The sequence below is a fragment of the Photorhabdus sp. RW14-46 genome (assembly GCF_963887965.1).
Taxonomy (GTDB): domain Bacteria; phylum Pseudomonadota; class Gammaproteobacteria; order Enterobacterales; family Enterobacteriaceae; genus Photorhabdus; species Photorhabdus laumondii.
In genome coordinates, this window is sequence record NZ_CAWPHH010000017.1 from 19,721 (window position 1) to 38,336 (window position 18,616).

The window sequence follows — 18,616 nt, forward strand, 5'->3', positions numbered from 1 at the left end:
AAATTTTAAATTAAAAAATAAACCATTTGAAAATATATATAAATAATATCGATTAATTACAAATTAAATAAATATACCCGTTATCCTTCAAGTTGCCTCTTTGTTGGCTGCACTCGCTCACCCCGGTCACATAGTTATCTATGCTCCCGGGGATTTACTCCCTTGCCGTCGCGATGCATCTTGAAATCCATAGGGTATAAACTCATTAAAATAGAAAATAAATTATTTTATTAAATTATTTTTAATATATATTTTCACTCTATTAAACCCGTTCATCTTATTCATATTAATTGATAGTAAATTCGATATTAAATATATAAAACATTAAGTTAATTTAAATAAACATCCTATTTACACCCCTAATAAAAAGATATTAAACAGCATTCTTTCATCTAACAATATAAACAGAAAACCAAGAATTTTTAATTACCATTACAGATGAAATATAAATAAAACTCTTTTTAAATCAATAAGATACCCAGTGAATATGGGCATCTTATTGGTAATTTTAAACGAGTTCTGTCATCACTAATTTCGCTATTTCGAAATAGATAATCAGCCCTGTACCATCAATAAACGTGGCAATAAAAGGAGCAGATACAACAGCCGGATCAACAGATAGCCTTTTCAATACCATTGGAATAATGGAAGAAACAATGGCACTCCAGAGGGTGATTGCAATGATGGCCAAACTAACAGCAATCGTCACTTCAATACCGACACCTAATATCCAGGCACGGATAAGCGCGGCAAAACCTATCGTTATTGCAACTAAAAATGAAGTGGAAATCTCTTTACGCAACACAGCCCATAGATTACGCAAACTCACTTCCCCCAATGCCATTGCTCTGACCAAAGTTGAGGTAATTTGCGTCCCGCTGTTGCCACCCGTTCCTATTAATAACGGAATGAAAAATGCGAGAGAAATTACCGCTTCCAATTGATCTTCAAATGCTTTAAGCACAGCACCGGTATAAGCTTCTGCAACAAATAGTAATAATAACCACCCGACACGCTTACGCCATAATGTTATTGGGCTGGTACTCAGATAAGGCCGCTCCAGAGGTAAAGTTGCCCCCTGCAAATGAGCATCCAACGTATTTTCATCTTCAACCAACTCAGCAATATCCTGCGATCGTAGTACCCCAACCAATTTACCAAAATGGGTAACCGGGACACTATCCATACCACTGTGATTTATCAAATTATAAACATCATGACGCGACTGTTCCGGTGATACGGAAAAATAGCTTTGCCTCATAATATCTGACACAAATAAATCATCGGCTACAGTTAATAACCCTTTCACCGGTAATATGCCATTAAGATAGCCTTCAGCATCAATAACATATAAGTAAGTTGGGATCTGCTCACCTTCAAGCTGATCAATCAAATGACTTTTTACCGACAAAACAGAATCAGCAACAGATACAGAAATGAAACATTGGCTCATATATGCGCTGACCGTTGTCTCTGCATTTTTCACGCGATGTTTCCGCTGCTGATCAGCATTTATTTCATTAATAGAATGATTAGCAATCGCTAATGCATCCATTTTTTCATGGGATGTGACTTTCATGATGTTGGTCCCTATTACTGTTGTGAACTTCAAACAGCACTCACATAGGGGCGAAACCAGATGAGAGAATGCAACGACTATCTCTACGTCTCGGTTTTAGCACTATACAACGTATCCTGAATTATCAGAAAGTTACATGGGGATATACCTTGGTTCGATATATCCTGTCCTAATCTTGGGCGTCTCTCGACGTCGTCAGATCAGCAACCTGTGTTTGTATAGGAGCCTCGCCTAACGAGATACTGCACTTAGAATGCGGCGCATATTGTAAACAAGAGTCGTAATAATTCAAAATTGAAAGTGAGTTTGTTTAATTTTCATTTAAGTTTCTGATGATAATAAAAAAAACGGCATAGATTTCCACCTTTTGCCGTTTAATGAGAATAATCCTATGAAGGAATTATTCATTTTTTGATCTCTTAGATTCAATTTTTTCAACTTCAGTAATCAATTGGTCAGCCGTTTTACCATCCAGCAATTTATAAAACTTTTGTTTCGATTTTTCCATGTCACCATTAGAACCTGATTTAACCAAATCATTAAAATCGATACTATTAAACATAGCCGATTGAATTGATTCATCAAACTTCACTTTTTTATCATCAGGTAGCCTATCTCTTACTTTTTCAATGGATGCTTTCAACGCGATTTCATTAGAAGCATCCATTTTAGGTTGGCTATCACAGCCAGCTAATACACATCCTAACAAACAAATTACTAACAATTTTTTCATATTCATCCCCCACCGAATATTCAACAAGGGAATAATAACAGAAGCAATAAACCGTATATACCCGTCATCTCTCAAGTTGCTTCTTTGTTGGCTGCACTCGCTCACCTCGGTCACATCGTTATCTATGCTCGCGGGGATTCACTCCCTTGCCGTCGCGATCCATTCTTGAAATCCATGGAATATATAATTAGCCAAATTGATAAAAAATAGCAAATAAAATTAACTTTCTCATCATGTTATTCCAGAATAATTATCCTTGTGGTTAGCAGCTACGATGCCAAAATACGATCACTTGTTATTTCTTCAACAACATAAAAAACGACTTTCTGCCAAATCGACCAGATGCTTAAAACACCCGACCAACCGACAATATGGCAGATCCAGATACGACTACAGTAACTGCCGATATTCAGACCAATAATGTAGTTGGAACCATCACAATTAGATGAGATCATACTTGCGTTTATCGCCTCGCTTAACCATTTAAAAACCAGCACCGAAAACCAAGGAGAAATAATGGCACTCATCCACTGCACTGCAAAATATATTCTGACTGCCATATTGATATTACTGCCTGTCTTTGCGCAAGCAAAAGTCATTACAGTCAAGGACGTTGCTGGGCGGAAGGTTAAAATTGACGCGCCAGTCAGTCGGGTTATGCTGGCTGACAGCCGGATATTGATTGCCCTGAATATTCTTCACCCTGATAATCCGCTTAAAGGTATTGTCGCCTGGGATAATGCACTAGAAATTAAATCTCCAGATTTGGCAACTACTTATGAGAAAGATTTCCCGCAATTGCGGGATATTCCGGTATTCCCTAACCCTTATCACAGTGATTTTAACGTCGAAAAAGCGCTGACTTATAAACCCGATCTGGTTATTTTTGATATTGGTCTTCAAACCAAGCTCAATGATAGTGGAACCATCATGTTACTGGAAAAAGCGGGCATCCAGGTTATCTTTATCGATTTCCATCAATATCCGCTAACAAATACGATTCCAAGTATGATTTTACTTGGGAAGGTATTCAACGAAGAAGAAAATGCACAAAAATTTATTGAGTTTTATCAAGAGAGGATGAAAATCATTAATCAACGCGTTGGTACGCTAGGTAAAGAACAGCGCCCTCCGGTGTTTATCGAACGCCATGCAGGCATGTTAGGTGCGGAACATTGCTGTAAAACTTTCGGAAATGGCAATTTTGGTGAATTTGTTACTGCCGCAGGAGGTGATAACCTCGGCGCTCGCTGGTTTTCAGGTATAGATGGTGAGGTAAACGAAAAACAATTAATCGTCAGTAATCCTGAATTTTATCTGATGACCGCCGCAAATTGGGATAAAGTTCGCTCTGGAAGTTTCTCTGTGCCATTAGGTTATACCGGCGATTTAAAACAGTCACAGGAACGACTAAAAAAATTACTGACACGCCCCAAATTAAGCGTATTAAGAGCCTTTCGCGAAAAGCAAGTAATAGCACTGTACCACCAATATTACGATACGCCGTTTAACATCATTGCTGTTGAGATCATTGCTAAATTCCTGCATCCGAAGTTATTTGAAGATATCGATCCACAAGCTGACAACCTATATCTGCATAAAACTTTTACCGCCCTTGATGGTAACGGAGTATTCTGGGTCACAGCAAAATAATATTACCTTTCAATCCGTTGGTATATTCCAACGGATATTTAATCACACCCTTTACTTATAATTTCCGTTCGTTAATATACCTAATATTTTATATAACATGCTAATAGACATCTATTATTTTGTCATCTACTATAGTTGATGCCAAAAAAAATATAAAACATGACAAGATAAATTCGGGTAAGTAATAAATATAAAGCAAAAATATATTCACATAATGAAATTATACCCTATGGATTTCAAGATGGATCGCGACGGCAAGGGAGCGAATCCCCGGGAGCATAGATAACTATGTGACCGGGGTGAGCGAGTGCAGCCAACAAAGAGGCAACTTGAAGGATAACGGGTATATATGCAGGGAATCATCCGCTCTTTACTAACAAGAATGGAAAATAAAATAACCTAAGTGAGATAGATTCTCAATGTAACTATTCTTAAACCAAAGTACTCGGAGTATGTTAATGAAACGATTACACGATATTGAGAAAGAGATGTTGCCCGTTGAATCCTACAAAATGCTTATTGGTGGGCAATGGGTAGATAGTGTATCCAAAGCAACGACCAAAAGTTATAACCCGGCGACAGGAGAACTCCTGGCTGAATATGCATCCGGTAATGCTGAAGATGTTGATCTTGCTGTCAGCGCTGCAAAAAAAGCCTTCCACGCCTGGAGTCAAACCTCCGCAATCGAAAGACAATCAGCTTTGCTGAAAATTGCTGACTTACTAGAAGCAGAACAAAAACGTTTTGCCATCCTTGAATCACTGGATACTGGCAAACCATTAAATGAATCCCTGTATATGGATTTACCGGCCAGCATTGACCAGTTCCGCTATTTTGCGGGTGTGATCCGTTCCCATACCGATGAAGCTTCAGTTCTGGATACCAATACACTTAGCTTGGTGATCCGTGAACCCATTGGTGTTGTCGGACAGGTAATTCCCTGGAATTTCCCACTACTGATGGCGGCATGGAAACTGGCTCCTGCTCTTGCAGCGGGCAATACCATTGTTATTAACCCGGCAACACTGACATCAATCACTCTGCTTGAATTGGGCAGAATATTGGATAAAGTCCTGCCAGCCGGGGTAGTTAACATTGTTACAGGTCGTGGTTCAGTCGTTGGTCAAGCCATTCTGGATCATGAAGATGTCGAAAAAGTGGCATTCACTGGTTCCACCAGAGTCGGTTATACCGTGGCCGAAGCCGCAGCCAAAAAACTGATCCCTGCAACACTGGAGCTTGGTGGTAAATCAGCCAATATTATCTTCCCTGATGCCAATATGAAAAAAGCAGTAAAATATGCGGCCAAAGCTATTTTGCTGAATCAGGGCCAAGCGTGTGAATCAGGTTCCCGGTTGTTCCTGCATAAAGATATTCATGATGAATTCCTCAAATCGCTGAAAACAGAATTCGAATCCATCCAGGTTGGTGATCCATTGGAAAAAGAAACTCAGATGGGAAGCCAAGTCAGCCAGGAACAAATGGAAAAAATTCTCGAATACGTGGAAATTGCGAAAAAAGAGGGTGCAACCATTTTCACGGGGGGTAAACGCATTACTGAAAAAGGTTATGACGAGGGTTTCTTTATTCAACCAACTATCATTACCGATGTCACTAATGACATGCGAGTCGCACGCGAAGAGATTTTTGGCCCTGTATTGGCCGTGATTCCATTCAGCGAAGAAGAAGACGTGATCAGAATGGCAAATGATTCTGATTATGGCCTGGCTGGTGCTGTCTGGACACAGGATATCGACCGAGCACTACGCGTAGCTAAAGCTGTCAGAACTGGCCGTATGTGGATTAACACTTACCATGAACTGCCTGCTCACGCCCCATTTGGTGGCTACAAAAAATCAGGCATTGGCAGAGAAACACACAAAATGATGTTGGATGCTTACACTCAGGTCAAAAACATCTATATCAAAACCAGTGAAGAATAATCTCAACCAGTGATGAGAAAAGCCTTCCAAACGGAAGGCTTTTATTTAAATTTTTGCTTTAATATCAATACTATCTGCATTCACATCTTTAATATGCTCTTTCGTCAGCCGATAAACAACTGGGCTTAACAATGCTAATGCAATCAGGTTCGGTATTGCCATCATCGCATTCAATGTATCTGCCAATAACCAGACAAAATCCAATGACTGAGTAGCACCTACCATCAAAGCAATAATCCATACTACACGGAAAGGCGTAATGGCTTTTTGCCCAAATAGATATTGAGTACATTTTTCACCGTAGAAACTCCAGCCAAGAATTGTGGTAAAGGCAAATATTACCAGAGCACCCGCGACAATATAGTTGCCACCAGGAATCGCCATCGCGAAAGAAGTCGCTGTCAGTGTCGCACCTGTCTGACCGTTCAACCAACCACCAGTAATGACGATAGTTAAGCCAGTGATGGAACAAACAATAATGGTATCGATGAAAGTCCCTAGCATAGCGATCAACCCCTGACGAATCGGGTTTTGAGTTTTAGCTGTTGCATGAGCAATCGGCGCGCTTCCCAATCCCGCTTCATTAGAGAAAATGCCACGAGCGACACCAAAGCGAATTGCCGCCCACACTGCTGCACCCGCAAAACCACCTTGGGCCGCAACAGGTGTAAATGCAGATTTAACAATCAGAACAAATGCAGCGGGAATTTCACTGAAATTCATTCCCAGAACAATAATCCCAGCAGCGAGATAGGCAACCGTCATAAATGGCACTAATTTACCGGCGACATCAGCAATACGTTTAATCCCCCCGATAAGCACTGCACCAACTAGAATTGCCAATACGATGGCCGTTACCATGGTAGAAACGCCAAAGTTACTTTGCAGCACATCAGCAACCGAATTCGCTTGTACGGTATTACCAATACCGAAACAAGCAATACTGCCAAACACCGCAAACAACGTCCCCAACCAGGCCCACTTTTTACCTAAACCGTTTTTTATGTAATACATGGGGCCACCAACATAGTGACCGTTTTTGTCAACCTCACGGAAACGGACTGCCAGTACCGCCTCTGAATATTTGGTTGCCATGCCCACTAATGCAGTTATCCACATCCAAAACAGCGCACCTGGCCCACCCAATACAACTGCGGTAGCCACGCCAGCGATATTACCCGTTCCTATGGTGGCAGAAAGCGCAGTCATCAGTGCGTTAAATGGTGATATCTGCCCTTCTCCCCGCTGATGATTACGCTCAAATAGTAATTTAAAACCCGTTCCCAATTTACGTATAGGCAGAAAAGAGAGGCGGAGCTGCATGAACAACCCAACCCCCAAAAGACCGACCATCATCGGCACTCCCAATACTACCCCGTTAATAGCACTCAGCCATTCTGTGATTAATTCCATATATTCCCTCGGACATTTCATAACAAAATAACAACATACTCGCAGCAACTTAATAAAGAATATTTATGGAAAATATGCGAGAAAAAATTTCGTAAAAATGGAAAAAGATTTGATACTTGTGAGTGATATCACTTGATAGAATCTTAAGATTAGAATGTTCAAAAATTTATCACGCCTAATACATTAAAAAATGTTTAGGTATAAACCGCTATCTTAATCAAAATAATTTACTGGAATATTTAATTATTTAAACTAATTAAAACAAAATATTATTCTTTATACTCCGTTTTTTGTTAATTAATGGACTGATTAATATTATTTTTAAAAACGATTTTTTAAGAAACAGATCATTGAGTATACCCTATGGATTTCGAGATGCATCGCGACGGCAAAAGAACGAATCCCCGGGAGCATAGATAACGATGTGACCAAGGTGAGAGAGTGCAGCCAACAAAGAGGCAACTTGAAAGATAACGGGTATAGACATTATCAGCGATTTTTCTGAGAATATCTTGCTCACTCTACCTATCATGCTTTTCCTTTTAAACAAACCACTCTCCGGAATGTATTTATTACATCAGCAAAAAGAACAATAAAAAATATATGTGATATTTTTCTATCATCATAAAACTACCGAATCTTTTTCGAGCCGCCTCACAATAATTGAATAACCTCATTGTTTTATTGTTCCACTCAACTCATTTTATCAGCCTGAGTTAATGAATAAGGAGATAACCTCATGGTGGAACAACAATATTTCATTGGTGTTGATGTTGGCTCCGCCAGTGTCCGTACTGCGGTTTTTGACCAATGCGGCAAACGGCATGCATTCTCCGCTCGCCCTATCCAGCAATTTCATCCAAAAGCTGATTTTGTTGAACAATCTTCTGCTGACATCTGGGCGCAAGTATGTGCAACAGTAAAAGAAGCTGTTGCACTGGCAAATATTAATCCTATTGATGTTAAATCAATCGGCTTCGATGCCACCTGTTCACTCGTTGCGGTAGCAGCAGAGGGATGCTCTCTTTCTGTGGCCGAAAATGGCAATCCTGAACACGATATCATCATGTGGATGGATCATCGTGCCATAAAAGAAGCCATCACGATAAATCAAACCAATGACCCTGCACTCTGCTATGTAGGCGGTGAAATCAGCCCTGAAATGGAACTACCGAAAATCTTATGGTTAAAAAACTACTTTCCTCAACGTTATCAGGATATATGGCGTTTCTTTGATTTAGCTGATTTTCTGGTGTGGAAAGCCACTGGCGCTGATGTAGCCAGTACCTGCACGCTTACTTGCAAATGGAACTATCTGGCTCATCAAAAACAGTTCAGCGAAAAACTACTCTATGATGTGGGGTTAGAAGATTTAACAAATAAAGTTCCATCTACCATCATTGAACTTGGCGAAAAAGCAGGTTACCTGACTGCTGAGGTGGCTAAAGATTTTGGGCTGCACACAGGAATCATCGTCGCCGGTGGTATTATTGATGCTCATGCCGGCGGATTAGCACTGGCTGGTGCCTATCCAGAGGGCAGCTTGGTTATTATCAGCGGTACCTCAAACTGCCACATGATTGTCAGTCCTCATCCTGTCATGGTTCCGGGGGTTTGGGGGCCCTATTTCGGCGCAATGCTACCCGGTTACTGGCTCAACGAAGGTGGACAAAGCGCCGCCGGCGCATTAGTTGAATGGTCAATTCGTCAACACAATAGCTGGCCGGAGCTGGCAGCCGAAGCCGAGGAATCTGGTCATCATTACTACCAGCTACTGAATGAAGCGGTTACACAGTTAGAAAAACAAGAGATATACCCGACCGCACAGCTTCATATTTTAAGTGACCATCATGGTAATCGTTCACCAAGAGCAAACCCTAATGCCAAGGGAATGGTAAGCGGGCTGACGCTGGCAAATGGTCGTGATGATCTGGCCCGTCATTACTTGGCAACACTGCAATCTATCGCCTATGGTACCCGCCATATTATTGATGCATTAGTAGAAGCAGGACACCAGATAAACAGACTGGTTATGTGTGGTGGCGCAACTAAAAACCCTCTATGGTTACGTGAATATGCCAATGCCACTGGGCGAGAGATCCATCTCACTCAGGAAGAGGATGCTGTCAATCTTGGCTCTGCTTTGCTAGGTGCCGTTGCTTGCGGTTCCTTTGCAAACTTCGCTCAAGCAGCAAAATCGATGGTACGTGACGGCAACATTATCAAACCGGAAAAAGAGACATTTTTATTTCATCAAGCCAAATATCAGGTCTATCTGCAAATGTACCGAGATCAACAGCAATATAACGAAATCATGCAAACCGGTAATTAGCCCAGTGAGTACAGCCAACAAATAGGCAATTTGAAAGGTAACGTTCATCGCTTTCTGGCGAGAAGCGTAGCAAAATTTAATTTTATTCTATTACCATTTTCAGCTGTTTTATGAAGATGACCAGGGTTTTCATTATATTTAATGATTTCCCAGTCAGAATAATAATTCTCCAATTCACCTGGCATGAGGAAACTTTTGAATGGCAATAATGAATATGGTGCAAAATCTGTTTCAATCGGGCAAACAATCAGATTAATACCACCTTTATTCGTCTGTTTTTGCATATTGTAAATAATATCGGTGATTTTTTGCCGTTGTAGAAACATCAGTACCACAGTTGAAATAATTAAATCATATTTTTCGGTGATATTGTGAGAGTTGATATCATAAACAGCCGTACGGATATTTTTAATTTGCTGTTTTTCTTTAATAACATTAATTGTGTTAATACATTGCGGACTAATATCCACGGCTGTAACGTCATAACCTCTTTCTGCCAGATAGAAAGTATTCCGGCCATGACCGGCCCCCAGATCTAATGTCTTACAAGGAGAAATAATATTTGCCAAATATATAATTTCAGAGTGAGGTAATGACAAATTATTTTGTTTATAAAACAGATATTGTGGTTCACATAAAAAAGAGAGCTGGCATTTAATATCATCACTTACCCATTTAATTTTATGCCAAATCTGTGGCTGAATAATGGGAGGCTGCTTTTGTACATTAAAATATGCAGTTTCTTCCTGATCACCATCGAAAATCACAAATTCCAGTTCACCTTCAAAGATCTCAAGACAAGCATAAGTCCCCTCTTTCGTGTTATGCCTTTCAGTGAACATTTCAGGAAGGGTATTTTTCTGCCAGATGGGTATTCGTTTATAACAAATGAGGTCACTCATAGAAGGTTCCTTGACTATAAATTACATTTAAAATGCATCTTATAATGACATTCTACAACTGTAAAGCTATAAAATCATCAGAAGAAAAGTCTCTGGGTTTCACCATAGCTATGCTTGTAAGATAAAAGGAAAAATGATCCACTCTCCGTTAAATTGAACGAACTGACTCACTATTAAGAAACATAGGAAAGAAAATAAGCGCTCATTGATAAAATTTCTCCGGCCTCATAAGCCGGAGAAAAGGCGATCAATCCTTATAACTGTATTGATAACATCCGCTAGAATCATAATAGAGACCAGACTTCTTCTCTACCGCGTTTAGCAACACACCTTTAATATGAATGCCATTTTGTCTAAACCGGCGAATAGTCACATTAACTTCTTTAACCCTTGTTTTATGATAACGTGCAATTAACAATGAAGTTCCTGCATATCTCCCAATAATCGCAGCATCAGTGACAGCCAAAATAGGAGGAGTATCTACCAAGACATAATCATAATGCTCTTCTGCCCAAGATAATAATTCTTTCAGTCTATTATGCATAAGTAATTCTGACGGGTTTGGCGGAATAGCACCTCGGTTGATAAAATCAAGCTCAGTAAGATACGTTCTGGTAATAATCCCTTTTAATTGATGTTGACCTGCCAAATATTCAGAAAGCCCCAGAGATTGAGGACTTTCCAATACTTTATGTAAACGGCCTCTTCTCATATCTGCATCGATTAAAAGCACGCGTTTATTACTTAATGCCAATACAGCGGCAAGATTTACTGAAATAAAAGACTTTCCTAATTCAGGAGCAGAACCTGAAAGAAGAATAATTTTATTTGCAGATTCCATCATTGAAAAATGCAAGGTTGTTCTAAGGCTACGCAATGCTTCAATAGCTAAATCAGTAGGATCTTGAATAGCTAATAACCGCAATTTTTGACGATGAATTCGCTTTTTCTGTTGTTGGTCAAGTTTGATCTGAGTCTCAGAGAGTGGAATAGTGGCGTAAACGGAAACACCTATCTCTTCCAATTGTTCGGGACTTTCGATTCCTTTACGAAACATGACTCGTATGCAAATCAACCCAGCAGACAATATAAATCCCAATACCATCATCGATGCAATAATCAGTGACTTCTTCGGTTTTACCGCTGAACTTTCTACAATAGCTTCATCAATAATACGCACATTACCCACTGTCCCCGCTTTCACGATATTCAATTCTTGCTGTTTATTGAGTAACTGCACATAAATTTCTTGGTCAACTTGAACATCTCTGGTCAAACGTAAAATTTCCTGCTGTGTTTTAGGTAACCGTTTGATTGACTGATTCAGCTCCTTTTTGGTATCAACCAAAGTTTTACGTTTATCAAGCAACGCAACATAAGCGGGATGTTGTTTGGTATACAATTGCTGTAATTCAGCTTCTTTGAACGTCAATTCATTAATCTGTTTCTCAATTTGGACCAATGTCTCCAAAGCCGATTTTGCTTCAAGTGATAAATCGATAGATTCATTCGCTTGACGATATTGATTAAGCAACTCTTCAGAACGATTGAGCTCAATTTTAACTTTAGGCAAATGATTTTTTAAGAAATTAAGACTACTTTCAGCCTCTTCCGTCTTTCTTGTCACATTTTGTTGCAAGTAATTTTTACCAATACTATCCAGTATCAATTTTATTCTTGCACGATCATCACCTTCTATTTCAAGCAAGATAATACCGGTATTATTACCTTTTTCTTTTACCCGCAAAGCCTGTTGCAGCCCGCGAATAACACCCAATTGCCCCCGTTTAACCAACGTGAAACTTTGCCCTGGAGAAGCTGAAATATTTGAGATAAGCAAATTTATGCCATCGGTATCAAATACTTTGTTTACTTGTCCGTGGAAAACCTGATCGTCAAAAAACAACCGATAATTTTCTGCATCGTCAACATATATTTTTATCCCTTCATTAATATATTCAGGTGATATTGTAAAATGTTTAATAACAATATCAGGCTTTGGCATACCACGAAGACGGGCAATGCCCTTACCTATCACAGGAAAATAGTCCGCTGTAACCTGAACATCCAAATTTAGATCCTTTACCGTCTTTCCTAATATCATTCGGGAAGTTAACAACTCCAATTCTGCCGATGTATCTGACGGTTTTCCAGAAAGCATATCCGACATGTCGCCGATTAAAGGTAATGCACTACTTCTCTTTTCAACCTGCAATAAAGCATTTGCCTTGTATATCGGAGTCGCAATCAAGGAATAACAAAGGCCAATAACGGTGAACAATAGGGTGATTCCACCAATCACCCAGCGATAATCGAATAAGGCACTAAGAAGACGGCCTAAATCAATTTCATCACTATCCGTATGAGTGTGACTTGATTTATCTGATGTAGTCATAAAAAGCCTATAATTACTTTATTAATAAGCAGCAAACCCATAATATAAAAATACTTATAAGTTATAATTTCCCTAACCAACTATTAGTACTCTTAAATAATAACTGATACACATATTCATAAACCTCGATATCAGACTTATAAGGATCGGGGATGACCATTTCATTTAACCAGTGACCTAAAAGCATTGTTTTCCCCCTTGCCCCTAGATTTATCCTATTTACAGCCTCAATATGTTTTTTTTCCATAACCAAGATCAAACTTGACTGCTGGCATAATTCACTGGTTAGTTGACGCGCTATATGCCCTTCTAAGGATAATCCATGTCTAGCCGCAACCCTACTTGAGAATTCATTTGCAGGTTTACCAATTAAAGCCGATATTCCCGCAGAATAAATCTCTTTCTGAGGAAATAGTTGCCGCAATAAACGCTCTCCCGTTGGCGATCGGCAGATATTACCCACACAAACAATCAGAATAGAATTGAACATTAATTCGGCCACTTACGAATCCACTTAGTTGTTTCAGTCAGGCTATTAATGCTTGATATCGTTGGCACCAACTGATTGATAACCCGATTCCAGCGAACAACTGGCGCACTGGTAACATAGACAATATCATAAGGTTGCAAATTGAACTCAGTTCCCAGGACTAACGCCGTCGCATCCTTAGCATTGAGCTGATAAATATTGGCTATTTTCCCCTTATTATCAGGTACATTACGCAGCGAACGGATAACAAAGATGCCATTAGCATCACTTGATAATTGATCTATACCTTCAGCATTACCCAATGCTTCGGTCAACGTCATCCCACTACGATCCATACGTAGAGTGGTTTGTTTTCTGACTTCCCCCATAACAAACACTTTCAAATCATCATTACGAGGAATGTATAAGATATCGCCAGAATAGAGCAGGCGATTTTGCTTCAGATCACCATTTTGCATCAAATCTTGGAGAGAAATAATCGTTTCTTTTCCCTTATGAGTCAAAATGATCCTCCTCCAATCAGCGTTTTCGGTTAAGCCGCCAGCATGGTTAATCGCATCAATAATGGTTAAAGGAACGTTAGTGATAGGTTGTTGAGCAGATCGGGCAACTTCACCTGTTACATAGGCTTTTTGTGAACGAAAAGCAGCAATATTGACATCAACTTGAGGTGATTCGATGTACTTCGATAACTTATCAGTAATCATCGTACGCACCTGAGTGACCGTTTTTCCTTTCACATGAAGTTTACCAACATAGGGATAAAAAATCGTCCCATCAGAATGCACCCAATTACCCGTATCACTAGCACTACGATATTGTCCTGCCGGTATTGTCAATTCAGGATGATCCCAGACAGTAACCATAATGACATCCCCCACACCAATACGGTATTCATACTGTTGTAATTCTTTATCTAACTCAGGATTAGGACGTGCAATAGCAGAATTCACCCGTAAATTTTCAATTAATTTTGGTGTTACCGGATAAACGTTTACCAAATTATTAATATCATAGTTACTATCATCATCATTGATTATTTCTTTATTATAAACAGTAAGACCACTCCCAGGCATAACAGTACAACCACCTAATAGCATAGAACCGGACAATGCCAGAACTATAATTAATTCCTTAATATTCATCAGAAATTTATCCTTAAAAAATAATAAACAAAAAAGAATACAGAAAATAGTATTAATTATAATCCCCCTCACAAAACTAGATTATAATATAATAAAATATAATATAATATAAAGATTTTGCTTAAGGGCCGCAAGATTCCAGGCTACTGGTCATATCACTTGGTAAAAACAATAGAAATCAACTTAATAGCTTTGAAAAATTCAGATTATTAAATAATAGTAGTAGTAAATTCATTAATTATTTTATTATTTAATATATCTTATAAGATATTATTACAAACAGAAAGTAAGAGCAGACCTATCAAATAAAAGACAGTGAGGATATTTATCAGAATTTATCAAGACCAAGATACATGCTCTCGATGACATTGTGAAGAAAACAGATACCTACTTACATCAAATCCGTGTTCATATCATCGACTTTGGTGCTTGAAATGGTGACAAAAAATAAAAAAATAGACAATCAATTCATCAAACAACTCCAATTATAAAACCCTAAGTTTAATCATATTGTAAATAATAGCTCGGTAGTATCGGATATTTTTAGATTGTTTTAACTTTAAAGATCACCACTTTGTACTTTTCACGTTTATCAACTACCATTAGCAGTTGTTTTATATCGCAGTAGAAGATCTGAAAATTGGACATATTCCACAAAAACTTTATCAACTGGGATTACCATGAAAAAATCTACTATACTAAGAATCGCCAGGCCCACTGACAATTTAACTCAAATTGCTGAAATGTACCGCCGAGGTTTAGGATTTATTCTCCTGGAGCAATTCGAAAATCATGAAAATTTTGATGGCATCATTCTCGGGCATCCAAATCATCTCTGGCATCTCGAATTTACGCATCATCGTGGCACAACAGTAGGAAGATCCCCCACACAGGACAATTTATTGGCCTTCTATATACCAGACCATTCAGAATGGTTAGATCAGATATCATTAATGGAAAATGCTGGCTTTATTGCAGTCTCCTCTTACAACCCATATTGGGATATTGAAGGTAAAACATTTGAAGATATTGATGGTTATCGGGTTGTATTACAAAACACAGTATTCCTTGCTTGATTATTAATCGATCTTAAGCATACTTGCCCTAATAACCAACCCACACCTACGTTGTTTTACATTACGCAATAACATTATCAAAACTCAGCTATTGACACTGAGTTTTGATATATTCTTGCAAGTATTTCGTTTGCTGTTCGTTCTCAACAATCATTCTTCGGAGATCGAAATAATCTTGTTCAGTTGCTGGGTTAAGTCGTGGGGTGTCTGCATGGCCCACGCTGCCGGAGGAGCCGGCTTGGCCTTGATGACAGGTGGCTGCGATGCGCAACCGACGATGACCAGCGGCAACATCATTGCGCAGAACATCAATTTCAGATTTGGCATTAGCAAGTTCCTTTGTATGCTGATTATCCAGTTTAGACAGGAGCCTTATCCGCTCCTGCTGATTAACGATTTCATTCTGCTGCTCCAGCAACTCACTCTGTAGCTTAACTGTCGTATCAAGCTGTTTGGTATACTTACCGTAATAGTGATAAGCCAGAAGCGAGGCAAGCGCCAGAGCAATAACAGTATAACCACGAGAGTTAAACTTCATAATATCGCTCTACAAAAGTGAAAATGCTTTATCAATGACCTCATTGCTATAAGGTTGACTACCATTTTCCATGGTAATAATGGACTTAATAAGCTCTGTCATAAATAGTTTATTAAATACATCAACAACCTGATCGCGAGTCACTCCCGTACCTTTACATACGTGGTTAATATAGGCATCAGTATTATTTTCATTAGTAGGAGCCCATCGTGAAATGATCTCTTTCACTGTTTTAAGGCCATATTTCCGATTGTAATTATGCAAAATTTTAATCATCGCCCGAAGACCATATTCAGGACCAACAAACTGACAGAAAGATTTATCAGTACGCTGTGATGCAGGCATCAGACCTTGCCAGTCATCACCCCAACGAATATTACCTGGGTTATTATTTCGAATACCTCTGCTCATAATTCACTCCTATTGTTTATTACCTGTTTTGTTATTAACAACTTTTCTTAAGATCTGACCAAAATAGTCAGTGCCCAGATAACCAATAATGACACTGCTGATGTAAGCCAAATCCGTGCTCATACCAAAAAAATTCAACGCATCACGGATAAACCAAGCAATCATGGCACACATAATAGAATCCATAATTGTCGTCCAAAATTTACCACCGTTATATCGACCCCTGAGATAAGCCATTGCGGCAGCCAGCGCCGCACCTATACCTTGTTCTTTGACTGACAGCAGCCATAACCATAGCTGCATCCAGATGTCAGGCTGTTTATCCATGTATTTCATCCTTCACTCCCACTCACATAAATGGGAATCCATAGGCTGCCGTGTAGCCTTAATTTTGAGTTAATAGGAATACTGCGAAATCAGTAGAATAAGAAAAGGCCACACATAGCGCAGCCTTAAATTTTATAAGGTGATTACTTACATTTAATATAATACCAAGCTCATCAACAAATTCTGCGGGTGTATCATTATGTGTAAGGGAATGATAATAATTAACAAATAGATATATATCCTATGGATTTCAAGATTACGGGTATAGAGCATTGTAGTCACTCATCCATGAACCTCCTTAATATTAAGACTAAATTACAACGTATAATAAACCATAGTTCATGGTAATTATGCACACCTGGTAATAAATCTCTCAAAGCAATTTGGTTAATAAAACGTTTAGCAAGCAATTTTTTTAAGCTTGGATCGTGTATCTTTTTTCTATACAAAATAAAAAAACTACCAACCTCTCGAATTGCATGACGACTAAGAGATCTTTTTAACGATTTCTCACCTTTAATTTCTTTTGAGATTTTAATAATTGAATTAACCACAGTAATATAACTATCAGCTCGATGATATAATTTTTTACTTTCTCTTGAGCGAGTTATTGATTGCAAATTATGTCGATAACAATACAATTGCTCCTCACAAAAGCCGATTCGATTCGCTATAAGTGACAATTTAATTGTCCATAAGATATCTTCATGAAAGATATTTTCCATAAAACTCAGTTGGTTATTTATAATTAATTCTTTTTTAATAAGTTGTAACCAAACAAAATGTGGCCATTCTCTACATTCAACGCAATATTTTATCCACTCTTTACCTGTTAATACTCTGCCATAAGGTTGTCTACGTGTTATTCTTCTATTTCCTTGTGAGAATGGATCTTTTGTAAAACTAACTCCATTGCCAATTAACACATCTAATCTCTGTTCAATAGCGTGATCAAGCCATTTTCTTAATATTTGTGGTTTTAGCCAATCATCACTATCAACAAATAAAATCCACTCACCTCTCGCATATTTTATGCCATAATTTCTAGCTATTGAAACACCACGATTTTCTTGATTAAAGATCCGTATTCTATTATCTTTTCTTTCATATTCTTTAATGACTTCTAAGCTATTATCTGTTGAACCATCATTAATAATAATGACTTCAAAATTAACATTTTCTTGTGCAAAAATTGAATCTAACAAATAGGTTATATTATTCTCATCATTAAAAACAGGGATAATAATAGTAATATCAAACTGAAACATCTACCATCCTTTTAATGAGTTAGTTGTTTTTGATAAAAATACCATTTTCATAATAAAAATGCCCCTTTTCCCCATTGCTATTCACATACCATACAATGTTTTAAGTATCAGTTATAGATGGGATTGAAAATTTCTACCAAAATAGTAAATCATTAAGTACGACAATGATAAAATATGCATTGGGAATTTAGGTATTACTATCTCCTGTAAAGATAGCAACAGTATCAAAATCTATTGGAACAGTTTAAATAAATCGGTAAATGTAGCAGATAAAATTAAAACAATTAAAAATGATATTAATTTAAAATGGCTTATGTAATCTATATTAAAAATACAATTAAATACTTTTAGGATGAAAAAGTAAAATATAATCAAGCATAAGAAATAGAAAGAAATAACAGAAGAGGAAGT

16 protein-coding genes and 1 riboswitch are annotated in these 18,616 nt (G+C 38.2%); of the genes, 4 read left to right on the top strand and 12 right to left on the bottom strand.

Going from position 1 to position 18,616, the window contains the following annotated elements; translation table 11 throughout:
- Positions 1-508: 508 nt before the first annotated feature.
- The 3 genes from AACQ38_RS14335 to AACQ38_RS14345 form a co-directional block, all read right to left on the bottom strand.
- Positions 509-1,579: a magnesium transporter gene (locus AACQ38_RS14335; protein WP_011147877.1), complete on the bottom strand. Its 1,071-nt coding sequence runs from the start codon at positions 1,577-1,579 to the stop codon at positions 509-511.
- Positions 1,580-1,653: 74 nt separating this feature from the next.
- Positions 1,654-1,825: riboswitch (M-box (ykoK) riboswitch) on the bottom strand.
- A gap of 154 nt (positions 1,826-1,979) precedes the next feature.
- A complete protein-coding gene (locus tag AACQ38_RS14340; protein WP_242685595.1) occupies positions 1,980-2,426 on the bottom strand; it encodes a DUF6694 family lipoprotein in 447 nt (148 codons plus the stop codon).
- A 155-nt stretch (positions 2,427-2,581) separates the two neighbouring features.
- Complete coding sequence (locus tag AACQ38_RS14345; protein WP_041380310.1) at positions 2,582-2,839, bottom strand: hypothetical protein; 258 nt, start codon at positions 2,837-2,839, stop codon at positions 2,582-2,584.
- On the opposite strand from AACQ38_RS14345, the gene AACQ38_RS14350 reads away from it, so the two are divergent.
- Complete coding sequence (locus AACQ38_RS14350) at positions 2,829-3,965, top strand: ABC transporter substrate-binding protein (protein ID WP_011147879.1); 1,137 nt, start codon at positions 2,829-2,831, stop codon at positions 3,963-3,965. The genes AACQ38_RS14345 and AACQ38_RS14350 overlap by 11 nt on opposite strands.
- A gap of 458 nt (positions 3,966-4,423) precedes the next feature.
- A complete protein-coding gene (locus tag AACQ38_RS14355; RefSeq protein ID WP_165578430.1) occupies positions 4,424-5,908 on the top strand; it encodes an aldehyde dehydrogenase family protein in 1,485 nt (494 codons plus the stop codon).
- A 45-nt stretch (positions 5,909-5,953) separates the two neighbouring features.
- On the opposite strand, the gene AACQ38_RS14360 is transcribed toward AACQ38_RS14355, so the two are convergent.
- Positions 5,954-7,321, bottom strand: a complete 1,368-nt coding sequence (locus tag AACQ38_RS14360) for an alanine/glycine:cation symporter family protein (RefSeq protein ID WP_011147881.1) — start codon at positions 7,319-7,321, stop codon at positions 5,954-5,956.
- A 742-nt stretch (positions 7,322-8,063) separates the two neighbouring features.
- On the opposite strand from AACQ38_RS14360, the gene AACQ38_RS14365 reads away from it, so the two are divergent.
- Entirely contained in the window at positions 8,064-9,653 is a 1,590-nt protein-coding gene (locus tag AACQ38_RS14365; protein WP_165578459.1) for an FGGY family pentulose kinase, read from the top strand.
- 44 nt (positions 9,654-9,697) lie between these two features.
- On the opposite strand, the gene tehB is transcribed toward AACQ38_RS14365, so the two are convergent.
- From tehB to AACQ38_RS14385, 4 genes are all read right to left on the bottom strand, one after another.
- Positions 9,698-10,555 (bottom strand): SAM-dependent methyltransferase TehB, encoded by an 858-nt coding sequence (gene tehB / locus AACQ38_RS14370; protein WP_165578431.1) that lies wholly within the window; start codon positions 10,553-10,555, stop codon positions 9,698-9,700.
- A gap of 247 nt (positions 10,556-10,802) precedes the next feature.
- On the bottom strand, positions 10,803-12,950 hold the full coding sequence (locus tag AACQ38_RS14375; protein WP_165578432.1) for a polysaccharide biosynthesis tyrosine autokinase: 2,148 nt from the start codon (positions 12,948-12,950) through the stop codon (positions 10,803-10,805).
- Positions 12,951-13,011: 61 nt separating this feature from the next.
- The gene (locus tag AACQ38_RS14380) at positions 13,012-13,440 is read right to left on the bottom strand and encodes an arsenate reductase/protein-tyrosine-phosphatase family protein (RefSeq protein WP_011147885.1); all 429 of its coding nucleotides are present in this window, start codon (positions 13,438-13,440) and stop codon (positions 13,012-13,014) included.
- Complete coding sequence (locus AACQ38_RS14385) at positions 13,440-14,585, bottom strand: polysaccharide export protein (RefSeq protein ID WP_011147886.1); 1,146 nt, start codon at positions 14,583-14,585, stop codon at positions 13,440-13,442. The genes AACQ38_RS14380 and AACQ38_RS14385 overlap by 1 nt, the downstream gene beginning before the upstream one ends.
- Before the next feature lie 680 nt (positions 14,586-15,265).
- On the opposite strand from AACQ38_RS14385, the gene AACQ38_RS14390 reads away from it, so the two are divergent.
- The gene (locus AACQ38_RS14390; RefSeq protein ID WP_165578433.1) at positions 15,266-15,661 is read left to right on the top strand and encodes a VOC family protein; all 396 of its coding nucleotides are present in this window, start codon (positions 15,266-15,268) and stop codon (positions 15,659-15,661) included.
- An 88-nt stretch (positions 15,662-15,749) separates the two neighbouring features.
- Here the strand turns inward: AACQ38_RS14390 and AACQ38_RS14395 are convergent, their stop codons facing one another.
- From AACQ38_RS14395 to AACQ38_RS14410, 4 genes are all read right to left on the bottom strand, one after another.
- Positions 15,750-16,199, bottom strand: a complete 450-nt coding sequence (locus tag AACQ38_RS14395) for a lysis protein (protein WP_011147888.1) — start codon at positions 16,197-16,199, stop codon at positions 15,750-15,752.
- Positions 16,200-16,208: 9 nt separating this feature from the next.
- Positions 16,209-16,610, bottom strand: a complete 402-nt coding sequence (locus AACQ38_RS14400) for a structural protein (protein ID WP_165578434.1) — start codon at positions 16,608-16,610, stop codon at positions 16,209-16,211.
- Positions 16,611-16,619: 9 nt separating this feature from the next.
- Positions 16,620-16,946: a phage holin, lambda family gene (locus AACQ38_RS14405; protein ID WP_011147890.1), complete on the bottom strand. Its 327-nt coding sequence runs from the start codon at positions 16,944-16,946 to the stop codon at positions 16,620-16,622.
- A gap of 269 nt (positions 16,947-17,215) precedes the next feature.
- Positions 17,216-18,205, bottom strand: coding sequence for a glycosyltransferase (locus AACQ38_RS14410; RefSeq protein ID WP_165578435.1), 990 nt, complete (start codon positions 18,203-18,205; stop codon positions 17,216-17,218).
- Between the last annotated feature and the right edge of the window lie 411 nt (positions 18,206-18,616).